Origin of the sequence: Pseudoalteromonas sp. P1-25 (genome assembly GCF_001401805.1) — a bacterium.
In the GTDB taxonomy this organism is placed as follows: domain Bacteria; phylum Pseudomonadota; class Gammaproteobacteria; order Enterobacterales; family Alteromonadaceae; genus Pseudoalteromonas.
Map to the genome: position 1 here is coordinate 61887 of NZ_LKDW01000014.1, position 22615 is coordinate 84501.

The window sequence follows — 22615 nt, forward strand, 5'->3', positions numbered from 1 at the left end:
TTTTACTGCTCTTGCACAGGAGTTTTAGCAATATTCCAGCCACCACCTAAGGCTTTATACAAGTTAATTTGGCTGGCAAGGTAAGCCTGCTGACCCGTTATTAACTGCTGTTGAGCCGAGTACCACGTACGTTGAGCATCAAGTACTTGTAGGTAGCTATCAGCGCCTTTTTCGTAACGCATTTTTGATAAATCGTAAGTAAGCTGACGCGAACTTATTAGCATATCGAGGGCATCTAGTTGCTCTTTATAGCCTTCTCTATCTGCTAATGCATCGGCGGTTTCACGAAACGCATTTTGAATTTTTTGTTGGTAAGTAGCCACTGCAATTTCTTGATCAGCCTTAGCAACATCTAGGTTTGCTTGGTTACGGCCCATAGTAAAAATCGGTAAGTTTATCGACGGTACAAAGCTCCATGTCCCTGAGCCTGAATCAAACAAGCCACTTAAATCACTAGACGTACTTCCCGCCGCTGCCGTTAAGCTAATGCTAGGGTAAAAAGCCGCACGTGCTATACCAATATTCGCGTTTGCGGCTAATAAAGCGTGCTCAGCGGCTTTAATATCAGGGCGCTGCGTTAGTAAATCAGAGGGTAAACCAACCGGTACTTCTGGTAAATCCAATAAATTGGTTAACGAATTAGTTGGCAATAAATCACTCGATACAGGCTGCCCTACCAGTAAATCTAATGCGCTTTTATCACGTTTTAACAAGCGTTTATACGTTGCTATATCCACTTTTGCAGTAGCGACAGTACTTTTAAGCTGCTCAAGCGTAATGGCCGATGTAGCGCCTAAATCAAAGCTTTTTTGCGTAAGCGAAAGTGACTCTTGTTGCGAGCTTAATGTTTCTTTAGCGAGTTCTAATAACTGTAAGTCGGTGGCGTAGTTTAGCCACGCATTAGCAAGTTCAGCAATAAGTGAAATTTGCGTGCTGTACTGAGTAAGCTCAGTGTTATAAAGGTTTTGCAGGGCTTGCTCTGATTGATTACGTACCTTGCCCCAAATATCCAACTCATAAGAAGTAATACCCACTGTAGCACTGTATTGTGAGCTAATTGTGGCTTCGCCACTACCTGACAACTCAGCAGGCAAACGCTGGCGTGTACCACTGGCGTTAAAATCTAACGATGGGTATAAAGCCGAGTCTTCAATTTGGTATAAGCCACGAACGCGCTGTACATTAAGCGCTGCAATTTGCATATCCTTATTATGCTCAAGGCTTAAGCCAATCAGGGTTTTTAATTTTTCATCGTTAAAAAATTGCTGCCAATGTAATTGCTGTGCTGATGCTTGCTCAGTGTCAGATGCATATGCATCTGGCACTGGTAAAGTAAGCTCTTTTTGCTCTGGCGCTAATTGGCAACCACTTAAAATAACAAGCGTAATAGCGCTTAAACTTAGACGTTTTTTGCTCATTGCGCGCGCTCCTTTTTGTCTTCGCTATTTGCCATAGGGAATAAACGACGAACTAATACAAAGAATAACGGCACAAATACCACGACTAAAATAGAAGAGGCAAGCGTACCACCAATAATTGAAATACCCAGTGCATTTTGTGCGCCTGAGCCAGCACTTGAGGCAATAGCAAGTGGAATAACACCACAAATAAAGGCCATAGATGTCATAAGTATGGGGCGTAAACGCAAGCGTACGGCAGCAACAGCCGCATCGACTAAGCTTAAGCCTTCTTGCATTTTATGAATCGCAAACTCTACAATTAATATTGCATTTTTAGAGGCAAGACCTATGGTGGTTAACAAACCAACCTGTAAGTATATATCGTTAGATAATCCAGCCGTTAGTGCAGCAACCATAGCGCCAAATATACCCAGTGGCACAATAAGCATTACAGCAAATGGTACCGACCAACTTTCATAAAGCGCTGCTAAACATAAAAATACAAACAACAGCGATAAACCATATAGCAATGGCGCTTGGCCGCTACTTGAGCGCTCTTGAAACGAAATACCGGTCCACTCAGAGGCAATACCATTAGGTAATTGCTTTACTAAGCGCTCCATTTCATCCATTGCTTGGCCTGTACTGTAACCTGGCGCAGCAGTACCTTGAATTTCCATTGCTGAAAAACCATTGTAACGCTCAAGACGCGGCGAGCCATAGGTCCAATGCGAACTTGCAAAGGCCGAAAATGGCACCATATCACCGCTATCATTACGTACATACCACTTATTTAAATCCTCTGGCACCATACGCGAATCGGCATCGCCTTGTAGGTAAACCTTTTTAACACGGCCGCGGTCAATAAAGTCATTTACATAACTACTACCCCACGCAGTTGCTAGGGTGCTGTTAATATTAGCTTGCGAAACGCCCAGTGCCTGAGCTTTAGCAAGGTCTACATCAAGTTGTAGCTCTGGCATATCTTCTTGACCATTAGGGCGTACGCCCGCAAGAATTGGGCTTTGGCTTGCTAATCCTAATAGCTGGTTACGCGCGGCCAGTAGTGCATCGTGGCCAAGTCCAACACGGTCTTGTAAGAAAATATTAAAGCCATTAGCCGTACCTAGTTCCACAATCGCTGGCGGCGGAAAAGCAAATACAAACGCTTCTTTAATGGTAGAAAAATAGCCCATTGCTTTACCTGCCACTGCTTGTACAGATAAACCTTCGCCTTGACGCTCATCCCAGTGCTTAAAGTTCACAAAAGCAATTGCTGAGTTTTGACCCGAACCGGCAAAACTAAACCCAGTTACCGTGAAAATACCATTTACAGCATCCGATTGATCGTTCAAAAAGTGCTTTTCTACTTTTTTAACAACTTCTAGCGTTTCTTCCGTCGTTGAGCCTGCTGGCAGTGATACCTGATTAAACAAAATACCTTGGTCTTCATCTGGTAAAAATGCCGTTGGTAAGCTTGAAAAGATATACACCATACCTGCGACAATAAGGCCATAACATAAAAGATAGCGCTTAGATAAACGGATCATGCGACTCACAAAGCTTTGTGCGCCTGAATTAGTTTTATCAAACCCGCGATTAAAGCCACTGAAAAAACGACCGAATAACGAGCTGTTATCATGAACATGGCTTGGTTTTAAAAGCGTTGCACACAATGCTGGTGTTAAAATAAGCGCCACCAATACCGATAACCCCATTGCTGATACCAGCGTAATAGAAAACTGACGATAAATAACACCGGTTGAGCCACTAAAAAACGCCATCGGAATAAATACCGCCGACAGCACCATGGCAATACCTACAAGCGCGCCTTTAATTTCATCCATCGATTTACGTGTTGCCTCAAGCGCAGAAAGCTTTTCTTCGCTCATTACACGTTCAACGTTTTCTACTACAACAATGGCATCATCTACCAGTAGGCCTATGGCAAGTACCATAGCAAACATGGTTAATGTATTTATTGAATAACCAAACGTGTACAAAATACCAAAAGTACCTAGCAACACCACTGGCACAGCAATCGTTGGAATAAGCGTAGCGCGGAAGTTTTGTAGAAACAGATACATAACCACAAAAACCAGTACCACTGCTTCTATTAACGTATGAACCACTTTTTCAATCGATAGCGACACAAACGGTGTAGTGTCGTATGGTACAACAACGTCTAATCCTTCAGGGAAGAACGCCTTAAGCTCTGCAATTGCAGCTTTTACACCTTCGGCTGTATCAAGGGCATTTGCACCACTGGCAAGCTTAATACCTAAGCCCGATGCAGGTTTTCCATCGTAACGTGCTACAACACGGTAGCTCTCGCCGCCGAGCTCTACACGCGCTACATCTTCAAGGCGTACAAACGAGCCATCAGCGTTTGCTTTTACTATAATTTGTTCAAACTCTGCTGCGGTTTGCAAACGGCTTTGCGCTGTCACCGTTGCATTGAGCTGCTGGCCTTCAACCGCTGGCATGCCGCCTAATTGACCAGCAGATACTTGCGCATTTTGGGCACTAATTGAAGTGCTAATATCTGCAGGTGTTAATTTATAATTTTGCAGCTTAGCTGGATCTAACCAAATACGCATAGCATATTGAGAGCCAAATAACTGAACTTCACCTACCCCTTCAACACGCGAGACAATATCTTGGACATTCGATGAGACATAATCACCAATGTCGATATTCGTCATACTGCCGTCTTTTGATACAAAACCTAAAACCATTAAAAAGTTACGTGCAGATTTTGCCACCGATACGCCCTGTCTTTGTACTTCTTCAGGGAGTAAAGGGGTCGCTGTGGCTAACTTGTTTTGCACTTGTACCTGTGCAATGTCTGGGTCTGTGTCGGCACTAAATGAAAGCGTAAGCGTAGCTGAACCGCTCGACTCAGACGTAGATGACATATACAACAAGCCATCAAGTCCTTTCATTTTTTGCTCTATAACCTGAGTAACCGTATCTTCTAAAGTACGAGCTGATGCCCCAGGGTAAGTAGCGGTAATACTAATTGCTGGCGGTGCAATTGACGGGTATTGTGCTATGGGTAAGCTTTGAATAGCCAACACACCTGCAAGCATAACCACGATGGCAAGTACCCACGCAAAGATGGGTCTGTCGATAAAAAATCGTGACATTAAAACTCTCCGTTATTACGCTTTGTCGGCTGTTGCAGACGGTGAAACTTCTGAAGGGCTAACTGGTGCACCTGGGCGAATTTTTTGTAAGCCTTCAACAATTACTTTATCGCCATCAGCTAACCCGTCGGTTACTAACCAGTTAGAGCCAATCGTTCTATCTACTTTTAACACGCGGCTTTCAACGGTGTTTTCTTTGCTTACCACCATAGCTGTTGGCTCGCCTTTTGTATTACGGCTAACTCCACGTTGCGGCACTAAAATAGCATTTTGTTTAACGCCTTCAACCACTGAGGCACGCACGTACATGCCAGGTAACAATAATTTGTCAGGGTTTGGGAATTTAGCCCGTAAAGTAACGGATCCCGTGCTTGGGTCTACAGTCACTTCTGAAAACTGTAATGTGCCTTTGAGCGGGTAAGCTGAACCATCTTCCATTTGCAGCTCAACATCAGTTTGTGATTGTGAATCAACACTTAAAGTGCCTGATGCAATGGCTTTTTTGAGTTGGGTTAGCTCGTTACTTGATTGCGTTAAATCGACATAAATAGGGTCAAGCTGAGTCACTGTTGCAAGTGCTGTCGATTGGTTTGCACTTACAAGTGCACCAACGGTAACACTCGATTTACTAATTTGACCGCTGATTGGTGAAGATACGTGGCTGTAATCGAGATTAATTTGTGCAGACTTAAGCTGGGCCTTTGCTGTTAATAGTTCGGCTTTTGCTTGTTTTTGCGCGGCATCGGCCTCGTCATAGTCTTGTTGACTTACGGCTTTAATTTTTAAAAGCTCGCTATAACGTGACGCTTTAGATTTAGTGCTCGCAATACTTGCCTCAGCGCGAGCTACAGCCGCCTCGCTTGCTGCAAGATCTGCTTCAAAGGTCGCGGGGTCAATTTGGTATAGCGCTTGGCCTTTTTCTACTTGAGCCCCCTCTTTAAATAACCGAGACTGCACAATGCCGCTTACTTGCGGGCGAATCTGTGCAATTTGAAAAGCACTAACGCGACCAGGAAGCTCCTTTTTTAGTGTAAGCGCTTGGCTTTTTAAAGTAATAACACCAACAGGTACTGCTTGTGGCGCTGAAGCTTGTTGCGACTCAGCTGCTTGATCGCAACCTGTTAAAGCAACAGACCCAATAAGAGCTGTTAATACAAATAAAGCGGTGCGAGAACGCTGCATGATAAATACCTTTTAATCTATTTATGTCTAGAGTGAACGATCATTCTAAAGTAAATCTAAAGGATAATAAATTAAAACAGCTTCAAATTTACACTAACTTACAGTTGCATAATTAAACTACGCCATAGGTTGTAGTTGGTGTTAATTAGATGAAAACTAAATAAAACAGTATGAAAAATAAACTTAAAAGCGATTCGCTAATTACCTACGCGCAACAAAAAAGCCAAGCTAAGCCAAGCTAAGCTAAGCTTGGCTTTAAACGTAAATTTAGGTCTAGTTCTTAATTCGGGACACCAGTAATTGCTCTACTCTAATCCCCTCAACATCAACTACTTCAAACTTAAACCCGTTAAAGCTTACATGTTCAGCCCGTTTAGGAATACGCTTCATTGTGTATATTAAAAATCCCGCCACCGTTTCATAATGCATTTGCTCAGGAAACTCTTCAATATCTAATACTTTTGCTAAATCAGTAATGGGGGTTAAGCCATCTACCAACCATGAGCAATCATCACGCTTTACAATAAGTTCATCGCCTTGGTGGGTAATTAAATCGCCCATAAAGCCTTTCATTAAATCTTTTACAGTTACAATGCCAACCAATAACGCATACTCATTTACCACTACCGCAAACGGTTTAGCGGCACTTTTGAATGCATTTAACGCCTCAGATAGGCTCAAAGTTTCGGGCAGGTAAAAAATATCCGTCTCTACTAGCTCTTGTTTAATGGTTGCAAGCTCACCTTTAAGCACTTGCCGTAATATATCTTTTGACTCAACAGAGCCGCGTAATTTATCTAAATTCCCTGATACCACTAAAAAATGATTGTGGGGGCTTTCAATAATTTTAGTGGCTATATCGTGGCTGCTTTCATCTAAATCAAAATACACTATTTGGTCTCGCGGAGTCATCACACTCGATAAAAAGCGCGCCTCTAGTTCAAACACATTACCAATTAGCTCGTACTCTTGCTGTTGTAAGCTACCGTATTCTGCACCTGCCTCCATCATCGCCACAATGTCTTCTGTAGTCACACTATCTTCTCGCTCTGCAGGTACTTTAAATAGGCGCAGCACACAATTAGTTAAACCATTAAAAAACATAACTAATGGTGTAAGTGCAAACGTAACCCAACGCATAATGATTACCACACGCACTGCAACTGCTTCGGGCATGATCATAGCTAAGCGCTTCGGCATTAAATCAGCAAATAAGATAAACAAAGAAGTAATAGTAAAAAACGAAAATATAAAACTGATTTTATCAAGGTGAGCGCCTTGATAAAAAAGCATCAATACATTTTTTACATAGGGTGATAAAGCTTGCTCACCAACAATCCCACCTAAAATAGCAATGGCGTTTAGGGAAATTTGAATCATTGCAAAAAACGCCCCCGAATTTTCTTGCAACTTTAATACTGCACGCGCGTTATCACTGCCTTCATCGGCCATCACACGTAGCTTAATTTTACGCGACGCTGCAATGGCGATTTCCGACATAGCAAATAACGCACTCATCAAGATCAATAAGCTAATCCCGATCAAATCACCCATTTAACGCTCCAAAAAGTTAGCGCTTTTTTCAATAAAAAGCAGCTGAGTATAGACGCTTTTTTAAACGCGGCAATTTATATTTGCGACTTTACAACAAAAACCAGTAAGCCGTTGATTAGTAATTACTTATTTTTATATTTAGCTTCATCAAAAGCGAGCGAGAGGCTATCTTGTAGGCTTTGTGGCATGTTTTTATTACAGGCAAAGTACAAAGGGGAATTTTGTGTATTGAGGGTTAATATAGGTTCTAATAACTTTAGCTTTGGCTCAAATTGTGCTCGGTAGTTAAATTGTTTTTTACTTAAAATAACAAAGTCGAGAATATCGTGCCGTGTGCTTATTAATTTATCTATTTTGTCTAAGCTATCAATTATAAGTAAGTTTTTAGACTCACTGAAGCCACGCTCTAACAAATAATGGTGGCTAAAATTGTCCCTAAGCACCGCTGTTTTATATTGTTTAGCATCGTTAAGCGTTTTTAAACGAATATTGCGCGATTTGAGCGCATAAATAGCAGAGTCAAAACTTTCAAGTTCAGCCACCCAGCTAAATTTATCTTCGCGTTTAGGCAGCCTTACAATAGAAAATATACAGGTATTTGTGTCTCTTAACACTGCGTTATAAGACACAGCCCAACTTTGCGCTAGCATAGTGTATTTTATATCTGTGTTGGCAAGTGCGTTTCTTACTTTGTCTACAGAACGCCCTGCTAGCCGATTGTTCTCATCAATATACTGAAAATCGGGGAATACCTCGGTCACTATTGTAATTTCAGCTGCATTGAGCCTTATGCATACAAAGCACAACAAAAGTACATACAACTTCATTCAGCTTCGCCTCAAAACTAAACAGATATTAACAAACTATAGCTGAGAGTAGCTGAACCGCTAGTTTTTAATCTAGCCCTATACGCTGAAAGGACTAGATTTTTTATAACTATTTATTCATTGCGCCGATTAAAAACGCTGAGATTTTTGCGCCTTCACGTAATGTAGTTTCCGAGCTTGCTTGCCCTACCAACGAGCTGTCGGTGAACGGCGCAATTTCCATCATATCAGCGCCCGTAATAGGAAACTCATCAGCAATGGCTTGTAAAATATCCAAAGCGTGTTGCGGCGTTAAGCCATTGTCTTCTGGTGTGCCCGTTGCTGAGGCAAACTCCGCATCAAGTGCATCTATATCAAAGCTTACATACACTTCATCTACGTTATCAGCTTTTAACTGTGCAATGGTTTCAGCAGCAACCGCTTTAGCACCACGTTCTATTATTTCAGCAGCCCAATGCTGTTTAACGCCAAAGGTGCTTTCCCAATGCGCTTTTGGTTTACCGCTTGAGCGTATACCAAATTGAATTAAATGATGCGGCGCTGGTAAAAATTCTAAAATATGTGTACACCACGAACCAAAGCATAAATCTATACCTAAACGCTCTACTAATAAGTCAGTATGTGCGTCAAAATGAATTATAGCAGTACGCTTACCTTGCTCACGCTTTGCTTTTAAATACGCTTTAGTTAGTGGGTAGCTAATTGAATGATCGCCACCAATGCCAAAAATACCCTTGTCTTTAAACGTTGCATAAAAGCTATCGCACACGTCTTCAGTAATTGAAAGCGGGCTTACGTAATAGTCATCATTTTCATCACCGTAAAGGGCTTTTTGACAATTTGAAATGGTTGCATCGTTTAAGTATTTATCGTGCAATAAGTGAGGAATTACCCTCACATCGCCTAAATCGAATGAGTGACACTGCGGTTGTTGATCTATCAGCGCAGAGCGCAAAAATAATGGCCCCCAGTTTGCTCCACGTAGAATGCCACCGCCACAATCTGAGCTAATACCTAACATAACCGCTTTATGAGGAGACTCAGGCAGCTGTGTTAAAGAGTTTCGCCACAAAACATCAACATTCTCGCTTTGCCCATATAATTTATTACGTAATGCCGCTTTACGCTCTTTGGCGGTATTCACGGTAAATACACCGTCGCCTGGGGCACATAAACAGTGCTCTACTTTACGTTTAAACGCGTCAAATTGTGTGCTCATAATAAATCCTATACTTGTGTTTTTATTCATGCGGTTTTGATTAGTTATGCAAATATTAAAATTATCGGCTTAATTACCTAAAACACTCTGCGCGCTCACTTATTGAACTAGCAATTAATACACGCTTGAAAAATCGATGTTTAAATAAAGCCAAAATCAATACATAACCATTTGTTATAAAACAATTAAAAACGTTTTAAACCACATACTGATAAATTGAAATTATCACCATAACCAATACATATAGACTCTAAATTAACAAGTCAACTCCTCTTGTTTTAACACCCTTTAAGTCTATGGTTTAATATTCAATGTGGATGAATAAAGCCAGCATATACGTGTATTTTTCAACATCGGACATACGTCCTGTACATAGTTTACATTTGTCGCAATGATGCTAGATTGACAACAAATTTTATAAAAAGGCTTAGTTATGGAAAAGGTATTTCACTTAGGATTATGTATTGACGATTTAAAAGGGGCGCAACTTGCTATTGTCCCGGGCGATCCTGATCGTGCTGCACGCATTTCTCAATTCCTAGACAACCCAACCTGCCTTGCTCAAACACGTGAGTTTCATGTTTATTTAGGTCAGTTGAATGGTCACTCTGTAGTGATTTGTTCAACCGGTATTGGCGGCCCGTCTACATCAATTGCAGTAGAAGAATTAGCGCAACTTGGTGTACGTACTTTTTTACGTATTGGTACTACAGGTGCGATTCAGCCACATATTAACGAAGGTGATATTTTAGTAAGCCAAGCATCAGTGCGTTTAGATGGTGCAAGCCAGCACTTTGCGCCGCTTAGCTACCCTGCGGTATCAGACTTTTTTGCTACGCAAGCTATGGTGCAAGCATGTAAAAACCTAAACATTGATTTTCATATTGGTATTACAGCATCAAGCGATACGTTCTACCCAGGTCAAGAGCGTTACGATACGCACTCTGGCTACGTACCAAAGTCATTACAAGGTAGCTGTGAAGAATGGCAAAACCTAGGCGTAATGAACTACGAAATGGAGTCGGCTACATTATTTACCATGTGTGCAGCCCTTGGCCTTAAAGCTGCGTGTGTTGCCGGTGTGTTGGTAAACCGTACTCGTCAAGAAATTCCAAATGTTGACCACGGTGAAATTGAGAAAAAATCTGTAGCAGTGGTATTAGAAGCTGCAAAAGTACTATTAGGCTAATCCTTTTTAGCACTTTAATTAAACGTATAAAGCACAGCAATGGCTGTGCTTTATTGTTTTTAGCTTAACCTAAACTCTGGTTACCCAGCGGTGCGCTAATCAATTTTATTTCAGGTAGGTTGTCAAAGCTTGCAAGTACAGCACGCGCTACTCCCCCTTGGTTTTCACGGCCTTGTGTTTCTAACAGGGTGATTGATTTAACCGTATTACCATTAAAACTAAGTCCCGCCAAAAACAGCTGGCTAAGCGCACTTTGTAGTGGCGAAAGGCTTGGGCTGTATGCTGCATTTTCTGCGTAACTGCCATAAAAGTCACCATTCTCAAATGTACTAATCTTTACCGCACTAAAATTTTGGCTATAGGGTACATATGCACTAAGTGCAATTGATGCTAATTTTTCATCAAGCTCAGTATTGGCAAACGTTTGCTGGTGAGGCTTAGGATTAAACAAACTGAATTCGTTACCTAAATCGGTAGGCCCAAATGAATGCGGTAATAAATCGGCTAGTTTAAAGTGTTGCTTTGGCAATAAAATATCAAACTCTTTAGCATCGGCCAGTTCATTCATAAACTGTCTACAGTAACCGCATGGCGCATCACTTATAGCGATTTTAACTATTTTTTTAGCGCCATTTAACCACGCATTATTAATCGCCGACTGCTCTGCATGAACTACTAAGCTAAGTGCTTGATGATCAAACTCTACATTAGCACCAAAATAAAAATTTACATCGCCTTGCTCATCAAGCGCTTTAACAATAGCACCCACATGAAAGTGTGAAACGGGAGCCACTGAAAATTCTGAGGCAAGCGGTACCAAACCTTGTAATAACGCATCATCGGATACATTAAATTGCGTACATAGCTGTTTTATATTATTAGAATTTAATATGCCGCGTTGGGTTTTTAGCTGACCACGTAAAGCGTGAGTTTGCGCTACGCTTAAAGAGATATGTGAATTTGTAAGGGCTGTGTCTTGTTGCACAGTAAAAGTTGCTGAAGCCATAACATATTATAATTATTTAATGGCCAAGTAGTTTAAAAGGTTAAGGTTAGAATTACTAGGACTATTGACCTTTGTGGTTAACATTTGTTCAGACTAGATGTGTTTTATGCGCGTCTTAAACTTTGATGCCTAGCGTGTTCGATAACTGCTCCTGTGCTATTTTAATGACTTACGTTCAGTAAAGCTAAACAATGCATCCACACCTTATCAAGCCTCATATAAGCCGTAAAAGTTAATCCTTAGGTTATTAAATAAAAAAGGGAACACAGCGTGTTCCCTTTTAAAATACCGATTACATTAAATTAGTGATTTACTATCACGTCATAAAATTACTTATTAACCTGTATTACGCATACCTGCAGCAATACCTGTCATAGTGATCATTAAGGCGTTATCAATGTCACCTTCGCTGCCTTTTTCACTTGAACGCGCACGTCGTAGTAACTCAACTTGCAGTACATTAAGCGGATCCGTGTACGGATTACGAAGCGCAATCGATTCCTTTATCCATGGTTGGTCCGCTAGTAAGCTATTTTGAGGACTAAGAGACTGTACAAGGCTAATTGCCTCTTCAAGCTCTTTACGCAGTGACACACCCAGTGGTTTGTACATATCTTCCACCAGCGCGTTATCGTAATGCTCACTTAACCAGCTATCAGCTTTACTAAATACCATTTCTAGCATTTCTAGACGCGCTCTGAAAAACGGCCATTGCAAGCTCATTTCATGAAGTGTTTCTAGGCCATACTTATCAAGCGCTGCTTTTAAGCCTGTTAATGCACCTAGCCATGCAGGTAACATTAAACGGTTTTGACTCCATGCAAAAATCCAAGGGATAGCACGTAAGCTTTCAACGCCGCCATTTGGATTACGCTTAGCAGGACGTGAGCCTAATGGTAATTTAGACAGCTCAAGCTCGGGAGTGGCCATTCTAAAGTAAGGTACAAAGTTTTCATCATGACGAACCACATTACGGTAGTGCTCACACGATTGCTCACTTATTAACTTCATTACTTCACGCCACTGCGGTTTTGGCTCTGGCGGTGGTAATAAGTTACTTTGCAGTACTGCACCTGCGTAAATATTTAAGCTTTGCAGTGCAACATCGGGTAAACCAAACTTAAAGCGGATCATCTCGCCCTGCTCAGTTACACGCAAGCCGCCTTTTAACGAACCCGGTGGTTGTGAATGCAGTGCCTGTGCGGCAGGTGCGCCACCGCGCCCGACTGTACCACCACGACCATGGAATAAAACAAGCTCTATGCCACGCTCATCGGCAAGCTGTACTAATTTATCCATTGCCTCGTACTGCGCCCAACCTGCAGCCATCATGCCGGCATCTTTGGCAGAATCTGAATAACCAATCATCACATTTTGGGTATTTTTAATATGCCCGCGGTACCACACGTTATCAAGCAGTGTAGTAATTACATCGCTACCTGCATTTAAATCGTCAAGTGTTTCAAACAATGGTGCAACAGGTAAATCAAACTGACAGCCACTTTCTTTTAACAGTAGTTGTACCGCTAAAATATCAGAGGCAGTACGCGCCATTGAAATAATGTATAAGCCAAATGTATTTTCATCTTGCTGTGCGATAACATCAAAGGTATCGAGTACCTCTTGCACTTCTGGGCTAGGTTGCCAATTTTTAGGGATTAGCGGGCGACGAGAATTAAGCTCGGTAAGCAAAAATGCTTGCTTGTCTTGCTCTTGCCATTGGTTGTAATCACCTAAGCCTAAGTGGCGTGTTAGCTCTGAAAATACGTCGCTGTGACGGTCTGAATCTTGGCGTACATCAAGTTTTGCCAAACGCAGTCCAAAGCTATTAATACGGTGCAATAAATCAAGTAATAAGCCATCGGCGACTACTTTCATGTTGCACTTTAATAATGAGCGGTAACACACTTCTATCGGGTGTTTAATTTGATTAATATCAGTAATTAAGTCTTGTGAATCACTGCGCTTGTTTTTAATTTTAGCGCCTAAATGAGCGACGGTTTCAGCAACTTGCGTTTTAAGTTTTTTAATTACTGCACGGTATGGTTCAAACTCTTGCCCCGCAAGTTCAATGAGCTCATCGCTTGCATCAGACATAGAAAGCTCAGCGCACAATGTTTTTAAGTCTTGAATATATAAATTAAGCGCCATCCAGCGACCGTGATCAAGTACTTCAGAAGTCACTTGCGCAGTCACAAATGGGTTACCATCGCGGTCTCCCCCCATCCAAGAGGTAAACTCAATAGGGCTGTAATCGATGGGTAATTCTAAACTTAAATGCTCTTTTACTTGTTCTGAAAACTCACGTAAAAAACGCGGCACAGCGTGCCACAAGCTATTTTCAATGACTGCATAGCCCCATTTAGCTTCATCAATTGGCGTCGGGCGCGAACGACGAATGTCGTCCGTGTGCCACGCTTGGCTAATAAGCTGTGCAATACGGTTTAAAATAGCAGTGCGTTCTTGCTCTAAATTATCTTTGCGTTCAAGTGATGCTAAACATTCACTGAGTTCAACCTGTTTGTTGATCATTGTTCGGCGTGTCACCTCGGTTGGGTGAGCCGTTAATACTAAGTTTATGTGGAGTTTTGAGAGTGTTTCGGCCAGGTGATTACTGTCTAATTGGCCTTCTTTTGCTTTTGCAGTTAACGTTTTTAATGTTTGAGTGAGAGGGTTTAGTTGGCAAAAGCCAACATCATTAAAACGCGAAACAGTGTGGAACTGCTCTGCTACATTAGCTAAATTTAAAAAATGATTAAATGAACGGGCAACCGGTAAAAGCTCTTCATCACTAAGCGCATGTAGTACCTCAATTAGCGCTTGTCTGTCGTCTTCGTTACCACTGCGAGATGACTTTGATAAAGCACGAATTTCTTCTACCTTATCTAAAATCGCTTGTCCTTGGGCATCCTTAATAGTTTGTCCTAATAACTGCCCTAGTAAATTAACATTTCCTCGCAAGGCGGCATATTGTTCACTCATTTCTCAGTCTCCTTTGTTTCATGGAATGCTATTAATATCATTATGAGCGCATATTTAATAGATCCATTTGCAATGGTATGTCGTAAAAAAGTATATGAAAAATAAACGTTAAGTTATTTTATGATCATTTTTTATGACGGCAATTGTCCATTATGTAGCACTGAGATGACAAAATTAAAACAGGCTGACACCGCCAATAAAATCCAGCTTGAAGATTTAAATGCGCCCGATTTTAGTGACCGCTATTCATATATTGATAAAAATAAAGCAATGAATCATTTACAAGCACAAACATTTTCCGGTGAAATGATTTACGGGTTAGATGTGACTTATCACGCATGGAAAACCGTTGGAAAACACACCTGGTTGAAAATTTTTCGCTTGCCTATAATTAGTTTTTTCGCTGACTGTGGTTATTTACTTTTTGCCAAATACAGACAAACGCTAAGCCGACTGTTAATGCCAAATACACAGTGCACCAACGGACAATGCCGTGTTAAATCAAAAGGTGCTAAATGAAAACAATTGTATTATTTGGCGCAAGTAGTGCCATTGCAAAAGCTTATATAGAGCAGCTACAAATAAATACACCCACTCATCAAATTGTTTGTGTTAGCTCAAAGAGTATTGATTTTGAGGGAAGTGTTGTACATTTTAAAACTGATTACACAACACCTTGCCTAGCGCGCGTTAGTGCTTACTTAAAAGAGCAAAGCGCTGAAATTGAACAGGTTGTTATATTTAACGGTATGCTGCATAGCACATCTCATATGCCCGAAAAAAAACTTGAAGATATAGACGCTGAGTATTTCAGCCAACTTCTAAACTCAAACACGCTAACCCCTCTGCTTTGCCTGCAAAGTATTTTGCCACTTTTAACACACAAAACGCAGTGCAATATTACCGCACTTAGTGCGCGTGTAGGCAGCATTAACGACAACAAGTTAGGCGGTTGGTATACGTATCGCGCCTCCAAAGCTGCTTTAAATATGCTTTTCAAAACCGCTGCGATTGAGCTTGCACGGCGCGCCAAAAATACCAAATTAGTATTATTCCATCCAGGTACTACCGATACAGCCCTTTCTAAGCCATTTCAAAAAAATGTACCTGCGGGTAAGCTTTTTAGTACCGAATTTGTGGCAAAACAGCTTTTTACACTTACATTTAATAACCCTCATTTAGAACTCAATGGTGCGCCTGCCTATTTAGACTGGCAAGGTGAAACCATACCGTGGTAAGGAACTTTAATGCATTTTACTAAAGAGCGAATAAACGCACTTGAAAAACACACCCGTACTCATTTAATTAACTCGCTTTCGGGTTATAAAAGCGCCAATTTAATTGGCACCCAAGATAAGCAAGGCAATACCAACCTCGCCATTGTTAGCTCTGTCATTCACCTTGGTGCACACCCGCCGCTGGTTGGCATGATAATGCGCCCAAACAGTGTGCCACGCCATACATTCGAAAACATAATCGAAACGGGTAGCTACACCATTAACCAAGTTAACAAAGCTATTTATAAACAAGCGCATCAAACATCGGCCCGTTACCCTAAAGGCGAATCAGAGTTCAATGCGACCGGTTTAACGCCAGAATACCTAAATGACTTTACAGCGCCATTTGTGCAAGAGTCACGATTAAAATATGCGGTAAATTATGTTGAGCACCAACACTTAGCCGTAAATGGCACTGAGCTGGTTATAGGTGAAATTACCGATGTTTACTTAGATGAAGTTGCCTTGCAAAGCGATGGCTTTTTAGATTTACAGGCTATTGAAACAGTTGCTGTGACGGGGCTTGATAGCTACCATACAGGCAACAAACTATCTCGTTTACCTTATGCTAAAAAGCCTTAATATGTATGTCGTCGCATAATGTTGAATTACTGTTTTAGATTAAACACAATGCCTAAAAACCAAGGAGACATTTATGGCCACAGTAGGCGTTGGTACGCAAACAAGTGAACAAGCACTGGCAAGTTTAAGTAATATGACATGCAAAGTGACCCCCATACAAGTAGATGAATATTTGCAGCGTATTGCTAAAGCACAAGCATACATGCAAGCTAATAATATTGATGCCATATACTTAAATGCAGGCACTAATCTCACCTACTTTACAGGTATGAAATGGTACGCAAGTGAGCGCATGGTTGGTGCCATTTTACCTGCTATTGGTGAAGTACAATACATTGCCCCGTATTTTGAAATTGGCACCCTAAATGGGTTTAAAGTGGTTGAGGGGCCTATTTATGGTTGGCAAGAGCACGAGAGCCCCTACTCGCTTTTTGTAAATGTATTAAAGCAGCTTAACGTAAGCGACACCGCCACTATAGGCATTGATGAAAGCGCGCAGTTTTTTATATTTGACGGTATTAACAAAGCGCAAAAAGGCTTTAATCTAATCAATGCACAAAGCGTTACTGCACATTGTAGAATGCATAAGTCGGTAAATGAATTAGCGCTTATGCAATGTGCAATGGACATGACTTTAGCTGTACATCAAGCAACCGCAAGTATGCTTTACGAAGGTATTACCACCACAGAAGTAGAGGCTTTTATAAAAAAAGCGCATCAAAAGGTAGGCGCACCAGGTAACTATTTTTGTATTGTTTTATTTGGAGTTGCAACGTCTTTTCCGCACGGTGTTAAAGACGCGCAAGTACTTAAAAAAGGCGATATGGTATTAATCGATACCGGCTGTAAAGTACACGATTACCTATCGGATATTACCCGTACTTATGTATATGGCGAACCAACAATGCGCCAACGAATGTTTTGGGATCACGAAAAAGCAGCGCAACTCGCCGCGTTTAATGCAGCCAAGATTGGTGTTACGTGTGAAGAGGTTGATGCAGGGGCTCGTAACTATTTAGCGGCTCAAGGATTGGGGCCACAGTATCAAACACCCGGCTGCCCACATCGTACTGGTCATGGTATTGGCTTAGATATTCATGAATGGCCATACTTAGTTGGTGGTGATAAAACCCCACTTGCCCCTGGCATGTGTTTTAGTAATGAGCCAATGCTAGTTATACCCGATGAGTTTGGCGTACGTTTAGAAGATCATTTTTATATGACCGACAACGGTCCACATTGGTTTACACAACCAAGTTATAGTATTGACGACCCGTTTGGGCTTAACGCTTAAACCCTTTAATAAAGAGCAGCCATTAGCTGCTCTTTTTAGTTTAAGGATTGATAATACAAACTTCATCCCAATATCCCTTTTATACCAAGCAATCCGCAAAAGGATGAATATGAAAAACTTTAAAATTGATATCGTGTCAGACGTAATGTGCCCATGGTGCGTAATAGGTTATAAAAACCTAGAGACAGCGCTTGGCCAACTTAAAGACGAAATGAGTGCAGATATTACGTGGCATCCTTTTGAGCTAAACCCTGATATGCCACTTGAGGGTCAAGATTTAAACGAACACTTAATGCAAAAGTACAACCTGACTGAAGAGCAAGGCGATGAAAATCGTAAAAACATGTTTGAAGCTGGAAAGCGTGCTGGCTTTACGTTTAATTTTGATGGCAAACGTATCATGATAAATAGCTTTGATTTGCACCGCTTACTTACATGGGCGCGCGAACAAGGCAAACAAACACAGTTAAAACTCGCCTTTTTTGAAGCGCACTTCACCGATTTAAAATACTTAAATCAAGAAGACGCACTGCTTGATGTAGTAGAAAGTGTTGGCCTTGATAAAGAACAGGCGCGTAGTATTTTGCACTCAGATAAATACGTACAAACAGTGCGCCAAGAGCAAGAGCGCTTTAAGCAATTAGGTATTACCTCGGTCCCTACGTTTATCATAAACGATAAATATGCTATCAGTGGCGGACAACCAAGTGATTCATTTATACAAGCACTTAAACAAATTAGTGAAGAAGAAGCCAAGCAAGACGCTTAGCAAGTAAGCTGCTGTTTAACATATATAAGGCTGCGCAATGCAGTCTTATACGGTTTTAAAGGTGCAGCATGACTTTGCTGTCTACGTGAGCCGATATTTCTATAAGCTTTTAACAAAAACCCTCTGCTACTCAAACTTCACCTTCTGCGCTTTTATAAAAGTGCTGGCACTATACGTGCATTAGCTATTTTGTGTTCTTAATGAGTGTGCTGCGCGCTATTTTATTTCAAATGCCACGTAAATATTACAAGGTGCCATTAACTTCTTTCATACCGCGATTCACTCTCTATTTATTAAGGACTAACGAGCGATTAAATACGCATAAGGAGCAAGCATGACTAAGTCAGCAACGTTATACAGAATGGTAACCAATGAGCACATTTGCCCATTTGGTCTTAAATCAAAAGATTTACTGAAGCGAAAAGGCTATAAGGTAGATGATAAGCCGCTGACTTCGCGCGAAGAAACCGATGCATTTCAACAAAAGCACAATGTTGATACCACACCACAAACATTTATAGATAACAAACGCATTGGCGGGTATGACGACCTGCGCGCTTACTTTAATAAATCGGAGCCTGGTCAACAAGGTACTACTTACACTCCCGTAACGGCCATTTTTGCTGTTACCTTATTACTTGCCTTTGCATTTAGCTACTCCACTGGCTTTGCACTTTTTTCTATGCATACAATTATGCTGTTTGTCGCGTTAACAATGGGCGTACTGGCTATACAAAAATTACGTGACTTATACAGCTTTAGTAATTCTTTTATAACCTATGATTTATTTGCAATGAAAGTCGTGAGATATGCTTATGTGTACCCATTTTTAGAAGCATTTGTAAGTATTGGCATGATTGCGGGTCTCTCTGCTTATATTGTTGCACCCATTTCTTTATTTATTGGGGGTATTGGCGCCGTGTCGGTGATTAAGGCTGTTTACATAGACAAACGAGAGCTTAAGTGTGCCTGCGTTGGCGGAGATAGTAATGTACCGCTGGGGTTTATCTCTCTGACTGAAAACCTGTTTATGATTGCCGCAGGTGTCTGGATGTTTATTAAGTAATCTTAATTAAGGTTAAATCATGAGCTTAATAACTAAACGGTTTATTTTACACTGCTGGTCATTTAGTGTAAAAAAGGGGACTAACTAAATAATAAATGGATTTAAAATTAAATACTTACTGTCTATCATTGCCGCTCTAATCATTACTGGCTGTACTTCAACTTCACTTCAAGACAGGCCTGCAGCAACGGTAAAATCAACAGTTCCACCTAAATACCCTATTGCAGAGGTACGTAATAAAACAGAAGGTTTTGTTACCATGTCTTATGATGTAGATAGTTATGGGCGCCCTAATAATATTAACGTTATTAAAGCTAAACCTGAGCAAGTGTTTAATAGCGAAGCCAAACGCGCACTATCTAAATGGCAATACTCACCTAAAGTTGTTAATGGTGTTGCTGTACCTGACAAAAACTTAGAAATGACAATTGAGTTTAATTTGGATAATTAATAATCGGGTAAGGTTATATCTTAAAGGCTGCAGTGTGCAGCCTTTTTAGTATTTATCTGCAAGCTTATTAAGTACGATAAAGTACTTTAATAACATGCCAACCAAATTTAGTTTTAACTAAATGCGGCTCTAAAATAGCGCCATTAAAGGCTATTTTGTCAAACTGCGGAACCATTTGCCCGCGTCTAAATTCGCCTAGGTCACCGCCTTTTTTACCCGATGGGCACGACGAGTATTTTTTAGCTAAGGTTTGAAACTTGGCACCTTTACCTAATTGCTTAATAATGTCTTCTGCTATTTCTTTGTGTTTAACCAATATGTGGAGTGCGTGCGCTGTACTTGCCATTTCAAAGCCCTGATAATTTAAAACGCGGCGATTTTAGCACAGCCACATAAACCTGGCATCTACTTATACTGCAATGTGTGAACGACTAATTTATAAATAATGTTTTGCGTCCTCTGGGTTGGGTACTCTGCAGTATTGATATTTGCCAAATAAGGTATAGCGGTTTAAAGCAATTTTATCGTACAGCCAATTATTAAAGGTGTTAGGTAAAATACTAAATACAGTGGCTAATTTATAGGGGTAACCTAGCTGCTTTACTACTTCAAAAAAAGCATGACTTTGCGTGTACGCTTTGCCGTTTTGTAGGTAAACCATTGAGGCGTATTGTGTGGTTGAAAAACCAAAGTGAGTTAACAGCAGTGCTCCTTTTGGAGATTGCACGCTGCATAGTTTAAAAATGACATTGGCATCGTTACTAATAATAAAATTACACCACGCACTACATAATTTACACTGCGCATCGAATAATATAATTTTTTGATTACGCATTAATGTAGCCGCATCATCACTCATTTTATACCCCTAAGCGGTTACTGCTGAACCGGCTTTTTTTGTAACTTACGCTGTAATGTGCGCCTATGCATGTTTAACTGCCTCGCAGTGGCCGATACATTACCGTTATTACTGTGCAATACTTGCTGAATATGCTCCCACTCTAAACGCTCTGGCGACATAACTGGTGTTACAATACTGCTCACATTTTGCATATTTAAATCGGTGTTTAGCGCCTTTAATAATGTGGCCATATCAACGGGTTTAGTAAGGTAGTCGTCAGCGCCCAAACGCATGGCCTCTACTGCGGTGGCTATGCTTGCAAATCCGGTTAGTAATACAATATGCGCCTGTGGTAATAAGCTGCGAAGTGGCTTAATTAAGGCAAGGCCGTTATCGTCACCCAATTTCATATCGAGCAAAATACAATCTGGTAAATGTTTATGTGCACTTAGTAATGCATCACTTTGATTATGCGCAACTTCACATCTAAAGCCTTGTTTTGTTAAACGCCGAGCAAGTGTGCTGGCTAGGTTTATATCGTCTTCAATTATAAGTAATTTCATGTATGTGACTGCTCATTATTTACTATGGCTAATTTTACTTTAGCAACCGCCCCACCACCAGCATGATTATACAAAGTTAACGAGCCGTTTAGGCGCTCAAACGTTACATTAGAAAGCAAAACCGCAAGCCCCATACCTTGGCTACTAGGCATAAGTTGTCCGCCAAGCTCTGCTAATTGTGATTGGCTAAAACCGCTGCCAAAATCACGAATTAGCAAATATACACATTCACTATGCTGATTATTTTGCTGCCAGCTTAGCTCTAACTCGGTTTGGTTATTTTTTTGATTTGCAATGCATGCATTTTGTAGCAAATTGAGAATAGCAGGTAATAGCATTGCATCACTTTTTAAGGTCGCTGCAATTGGCTCACTTAACCAATTAATGTGCTGATCTGGGTATTGCAGTAATAATGTATCAGTGATCTGTGTTTGCAGCTGCTTTACTGTAATGTCCTCGATGGTATTTTTATTACGAAGCTGTGCAGAGAGCTTTCTAAAGTCATTTAATTGCCTAGCACACTGCTTAAGCGGCGTTTGCATTTGCACCACGACAGGGTTATTTGGCTCCTCTTCTAAAAGCTCTTCAAATAGTAACTGTAAGTTAGCAATAGGACTGGCTAGTTGATGAGTAATTTGCGCCGCTGCGCCATCTAGGGTTACCAGTTGCTCGTTACGCAGTTGTTGCTCGCGAGCTTTAGCTATTGTGCGTTCGCGCTCTTTTAATGCTCTACTCATAGCACCAATAACCAAAGCGATTACGCTTGCGCTTAAAACAAAATTTACCCACATGCCTATAAAGTGCCCGCTCATGTTCATTTGATGCATACTGTGATCGGGCATCCTAATTAATAAAAAGCTATAAGCGGCAATGGCTAGCACAGCGATATAAGCGAGTCCTTTTTCACGAAGTGTTACCGCTGCAATCATAATAGGTAACAATAATAGCGATACAAATGCATTGGTTGCGCCACCACTTAATGAAAGCAAAATAGTTAAAAACAGAACATCTGCAGTGAGTTGCATCAACATACCAACGGGGCGCGCTCGACTTACATTGCGATAAGCAAATACGCTCACTAATTGAAATATAGCCTCTAACGCTATTACCACTAATAAAGGCAATAACGCTATTTGATGCTCTAATAAAAAATACACGCTTAGTACAGCAATTAGCTGCACGGCAATGGCACCACTTCGCAGCATTAAAAGGCGGCTAATGGTCGGGTCGGTTTGCATAAACAAGGTACGGTTTACCTATAAAA

The 22615-nt window shown here is 41.0% G+C and carries 20 protein-coding genes; 8 read left to right on the forward strand and 12 right to left on the reverse strand.

Annotation, left to right across the window (positions count from 1 at the left end; translation table 11 throughout):
* Nucleotides 1-2: 2 nt before the first annotated feature.
* From AN393_RS10630 to AN393_RS10655, 6 genes are all read right to left on the reverse strand, one after another.
* Nucleotides 3-1418, reverse strand: a complete 1416-nt coding sequence (locus AN393_RS10630) for an efflux transporter outer membrane subunit (protein WP_055018022.1) — start codon at nt 1416-1418, stop codon at nt 3-5.
* Nucleotides 1415-4549, reverse strand: a complete 3135-nt coding sequence (locus tag AN393_RS10635; protein WP_055013813.1) for an efflux RND transporter permease subunit — start codon at nt 4547-4549, stop codon at nt 1415-1417. Before AN393_RS10635 ends, AN393_RS10630 begins: the two co-directional genes overlap by 4 nt.
* A gap of 15 nt (nt 4550-4564) precedes the next feature.
* Complete coding sequence (locus tag AN393_RS10640) at nt 4565-5731, reverse strand: efflux RND transporter periplasmic adaptor subunit (protein ID WP_055013814.1); 1167 nt, start codon at nt 5729-5731, stop codon at nt 4565-4567.
* Between the two features lie 273 nt (nt 5732-6004).
* Complete coding sequence (locus AN393_RS10645; RefSeq protein WP_055018023.1) at nt 6005-7285, reverse strand: hemolysin family protein; 1281 nt, start codon at nt 7283-7285, stop codon at nt 6005-6007.
* 122 nt (nt 7286-7407) lie between these two features.
* Entirely contained in the window at nt 7408-8112 is a 705-nt protein-coding gene (locus AN393_RS10650; protein ID WP_055018024.1) for an ABC transporter substrate-binding protein, read from the reverse strand.
* A 109-nt stretch (nt 8113-8221) separates the two neighbouring features.
* Nucleotides 8222-9331 (reverse strand): arginase family protein, encoded by a 1110-nt coding sequence (locus tag AN393_RS10655; RefSeq protein WP_055013817.1) that lies wholly within the window; start codon nt 9329-9331, stop codon nt 8222-8224.
* A 433-nt stretch (nt 9332-9764) separates the two neighbouring features.
* On the opposite strand from AN393_RS10655, the gene udp reads away from it, so the two are divergent.
* On the forward strand, nt 9765-10520 hold the full coding sequence (udp, locus tag AN393_RS10660; RefSeq protein ID WP_055013818.1) for a uridine phosphorylase: 756 nt from the start codon (nt 9765-9767) through the stop codon (nt 10518-10520).
* A 64-nt stretch (nt 10521-10584) separates the two neighbouring features.
* On the opposite strand, the gene cdd is transcribed toward udp, so the two are convergent.
* Nucleotides 10585-11526: a cytidine deaminase gene (gene cdd / locus AN393_RS10665; RefSeq protein ID WP_055013819.1), complete on the reverse strand. Its 942-nt coding sequence runs from the start codon at nt 11524-11526 to the stop codon at nt 10585-10587.
* Nucleotides 11527-11862: 336 nt separating this feature from the next.
* Nucleotides 11863-14508 (reverse strand): phosphoenolpyruvate carboxylase, encoded by a 2646-nt coding sequence (gene ppc / locus AN393_RS10670; RefSeq protein WP_055018025.1) that lies wholly within the window; start codon nt 14506-14508, stop codon nt 11863-11865.
* A 120-nt stretch (nt 14509-14628) separates the two neighbouring features.
* On the opposite strand from ppc, the gene AN393_RS10675 reads away from it, so the two are divergent.
* The 7 genes from AN393_RS10675 (at nt 14629) to AN393_RS20675 (ending at nt 19947) form a co-directional block, all read left to right on the forward strand.
* Nucleotides 14629-15027 (forward strand): thiol-disulfide oxidoreductase DCC family protein, encoded by a 399-nt coding sequence (locus tag AN393_RS10675; protein WP_055013821.1) that lies wholly within the window; start codon nt 14629-14631, stop codon nt 15025-15027.
* Nucleotides 15024-15746 carry an SDR family NAD(P)-dependent oxidoreductase gene (locus tag AN393_RS10680; RefSeq protein WP_055018026.1) on the forward strand — a complete coding sequence of 241 codons (723 nt, stop codon included), beginning with the start codon at nt 15024-15026 and terminating at the stop codon, nt 15744-15746. Before AN393_RS10675 ends, AN393_RS10680 begins: the two co-directional genes overlap by 4 nt.
* A gap of 9 nt (nt 15747-15755) precedes the next feature.
* Nucleotides 15756-16367, forward strand: coding sequence for a flavin reductase family protein (locus tag AN393_RS10685; protein ID WP_055013823.1), 612 nt, complete (start codon nt 15756-15758; stop codon nt 16365-16367).
* Between the two features lie 73 nt (nt 16368-16440).
* The gene (locus AN393_RS10690) at nt 16441-17661 is read left to right on the forward strand and encodes a Xaa-Pro peptidase family protein (RefSeq protein ID WP_055018027.1); all 1221 of its coding nucleotides are present in this window, start codon (nt 16441-16443) and stop codon (nt 17659-17661) included.
* 109 nt (nt 17662-17770) lie between these two features.
* Nucleotides 17771-18430, forward strand: a complete 660-nt coding sequence (locus tag AN393_RS10695; protein ID WP_055018028.1) for a DsbA family oxidoreductase — start codon at nt 17771-17773, stop codon at nt 18428-18430.
* A 334-nt stretch (nt 18431-18764) separates the two neighbouring features.
* A complete protein-coding gene (locus AN393_RS10700; RefSeq protein ID WP_055018029.1) occupies nt 18765-19496 on the forward strand; it encodes a MauE/DoxX family redox-associated membrane protein in 732 nt (243 codons plus the stop codon).
* Nucleotides 19497-19638: 142 nt separating this feature from the next.
* Entirely contained in the window at nt 19639-19947 is a 309-nt protein-coding gene (locus AN393_RS20675) for an energy transducer TonB (RefSeq protein WP_268796321.1), read from the forward strand.
* Between the two features lie 67 nt (nt 19948-20014).
* Here the strand turns inward: AN393_RS20675 and AN393_RS10710 are convergent, their stop codons facing one another.
* The 4 genes from AN393_RS10710 to AN393_RS10725 all read right to left on the reverse strand — a co-directional run bounded on the left by AN393_RS10710 (nt 20015) and on the right by AN393_RS10725 (nt 22589).
* Nucleotides 20015-20293, reverse strand: a complete 279-nt coding sequence (locus tag AN393_RS10710; RefSeq protein WP_004588770.1) for a peptidylprolyl isomerase — start codon at nt 20291-20293, stop codon at nt 20015-20017.
* 90 nt (nt 20294-20383) lie between these two features.
* Nucleotides 20384-20806: a thiol-disulfide oxidoreductase DCC family protein gene (locus AN393_RS10715; RefSeq protein ID WP_055018031.1), complete on the reverse strand. Its 423-nt coding sequence runs from the start codon at nt 20804-20806 to the stop codon at nt 20384-20386.
* A gap of 17 nt (nt 20807-20823) precedes the next feature.
* A complete protein-coding gene (locus tag AN393_RS10720) occupies nt 20824-21351 on the reverse strand; it encodes a response regulator transcription factor (protein ID WP_055018032.1) in 528 nt (175 codons plus the stop codon).
* Nucleotides 21348-22589 carry an ATP-binding protein gene (locus tag AN393_RS10725; protein WP_200909036.1) on the reverse strand — a complete coding sequence of 414 codons (1242 nt, stop codon included), beginning with the start codon at nt 22587-22589 and terminating at the stop codon, nt 21348-21350. The genes AN393_RS10720 and AN393_RS10725 overlap by 4 nt, the downstream gene beginning before the upstream one ends.
* Nucleotides 22590-22615: the final 26 nt, after the last annotated feature.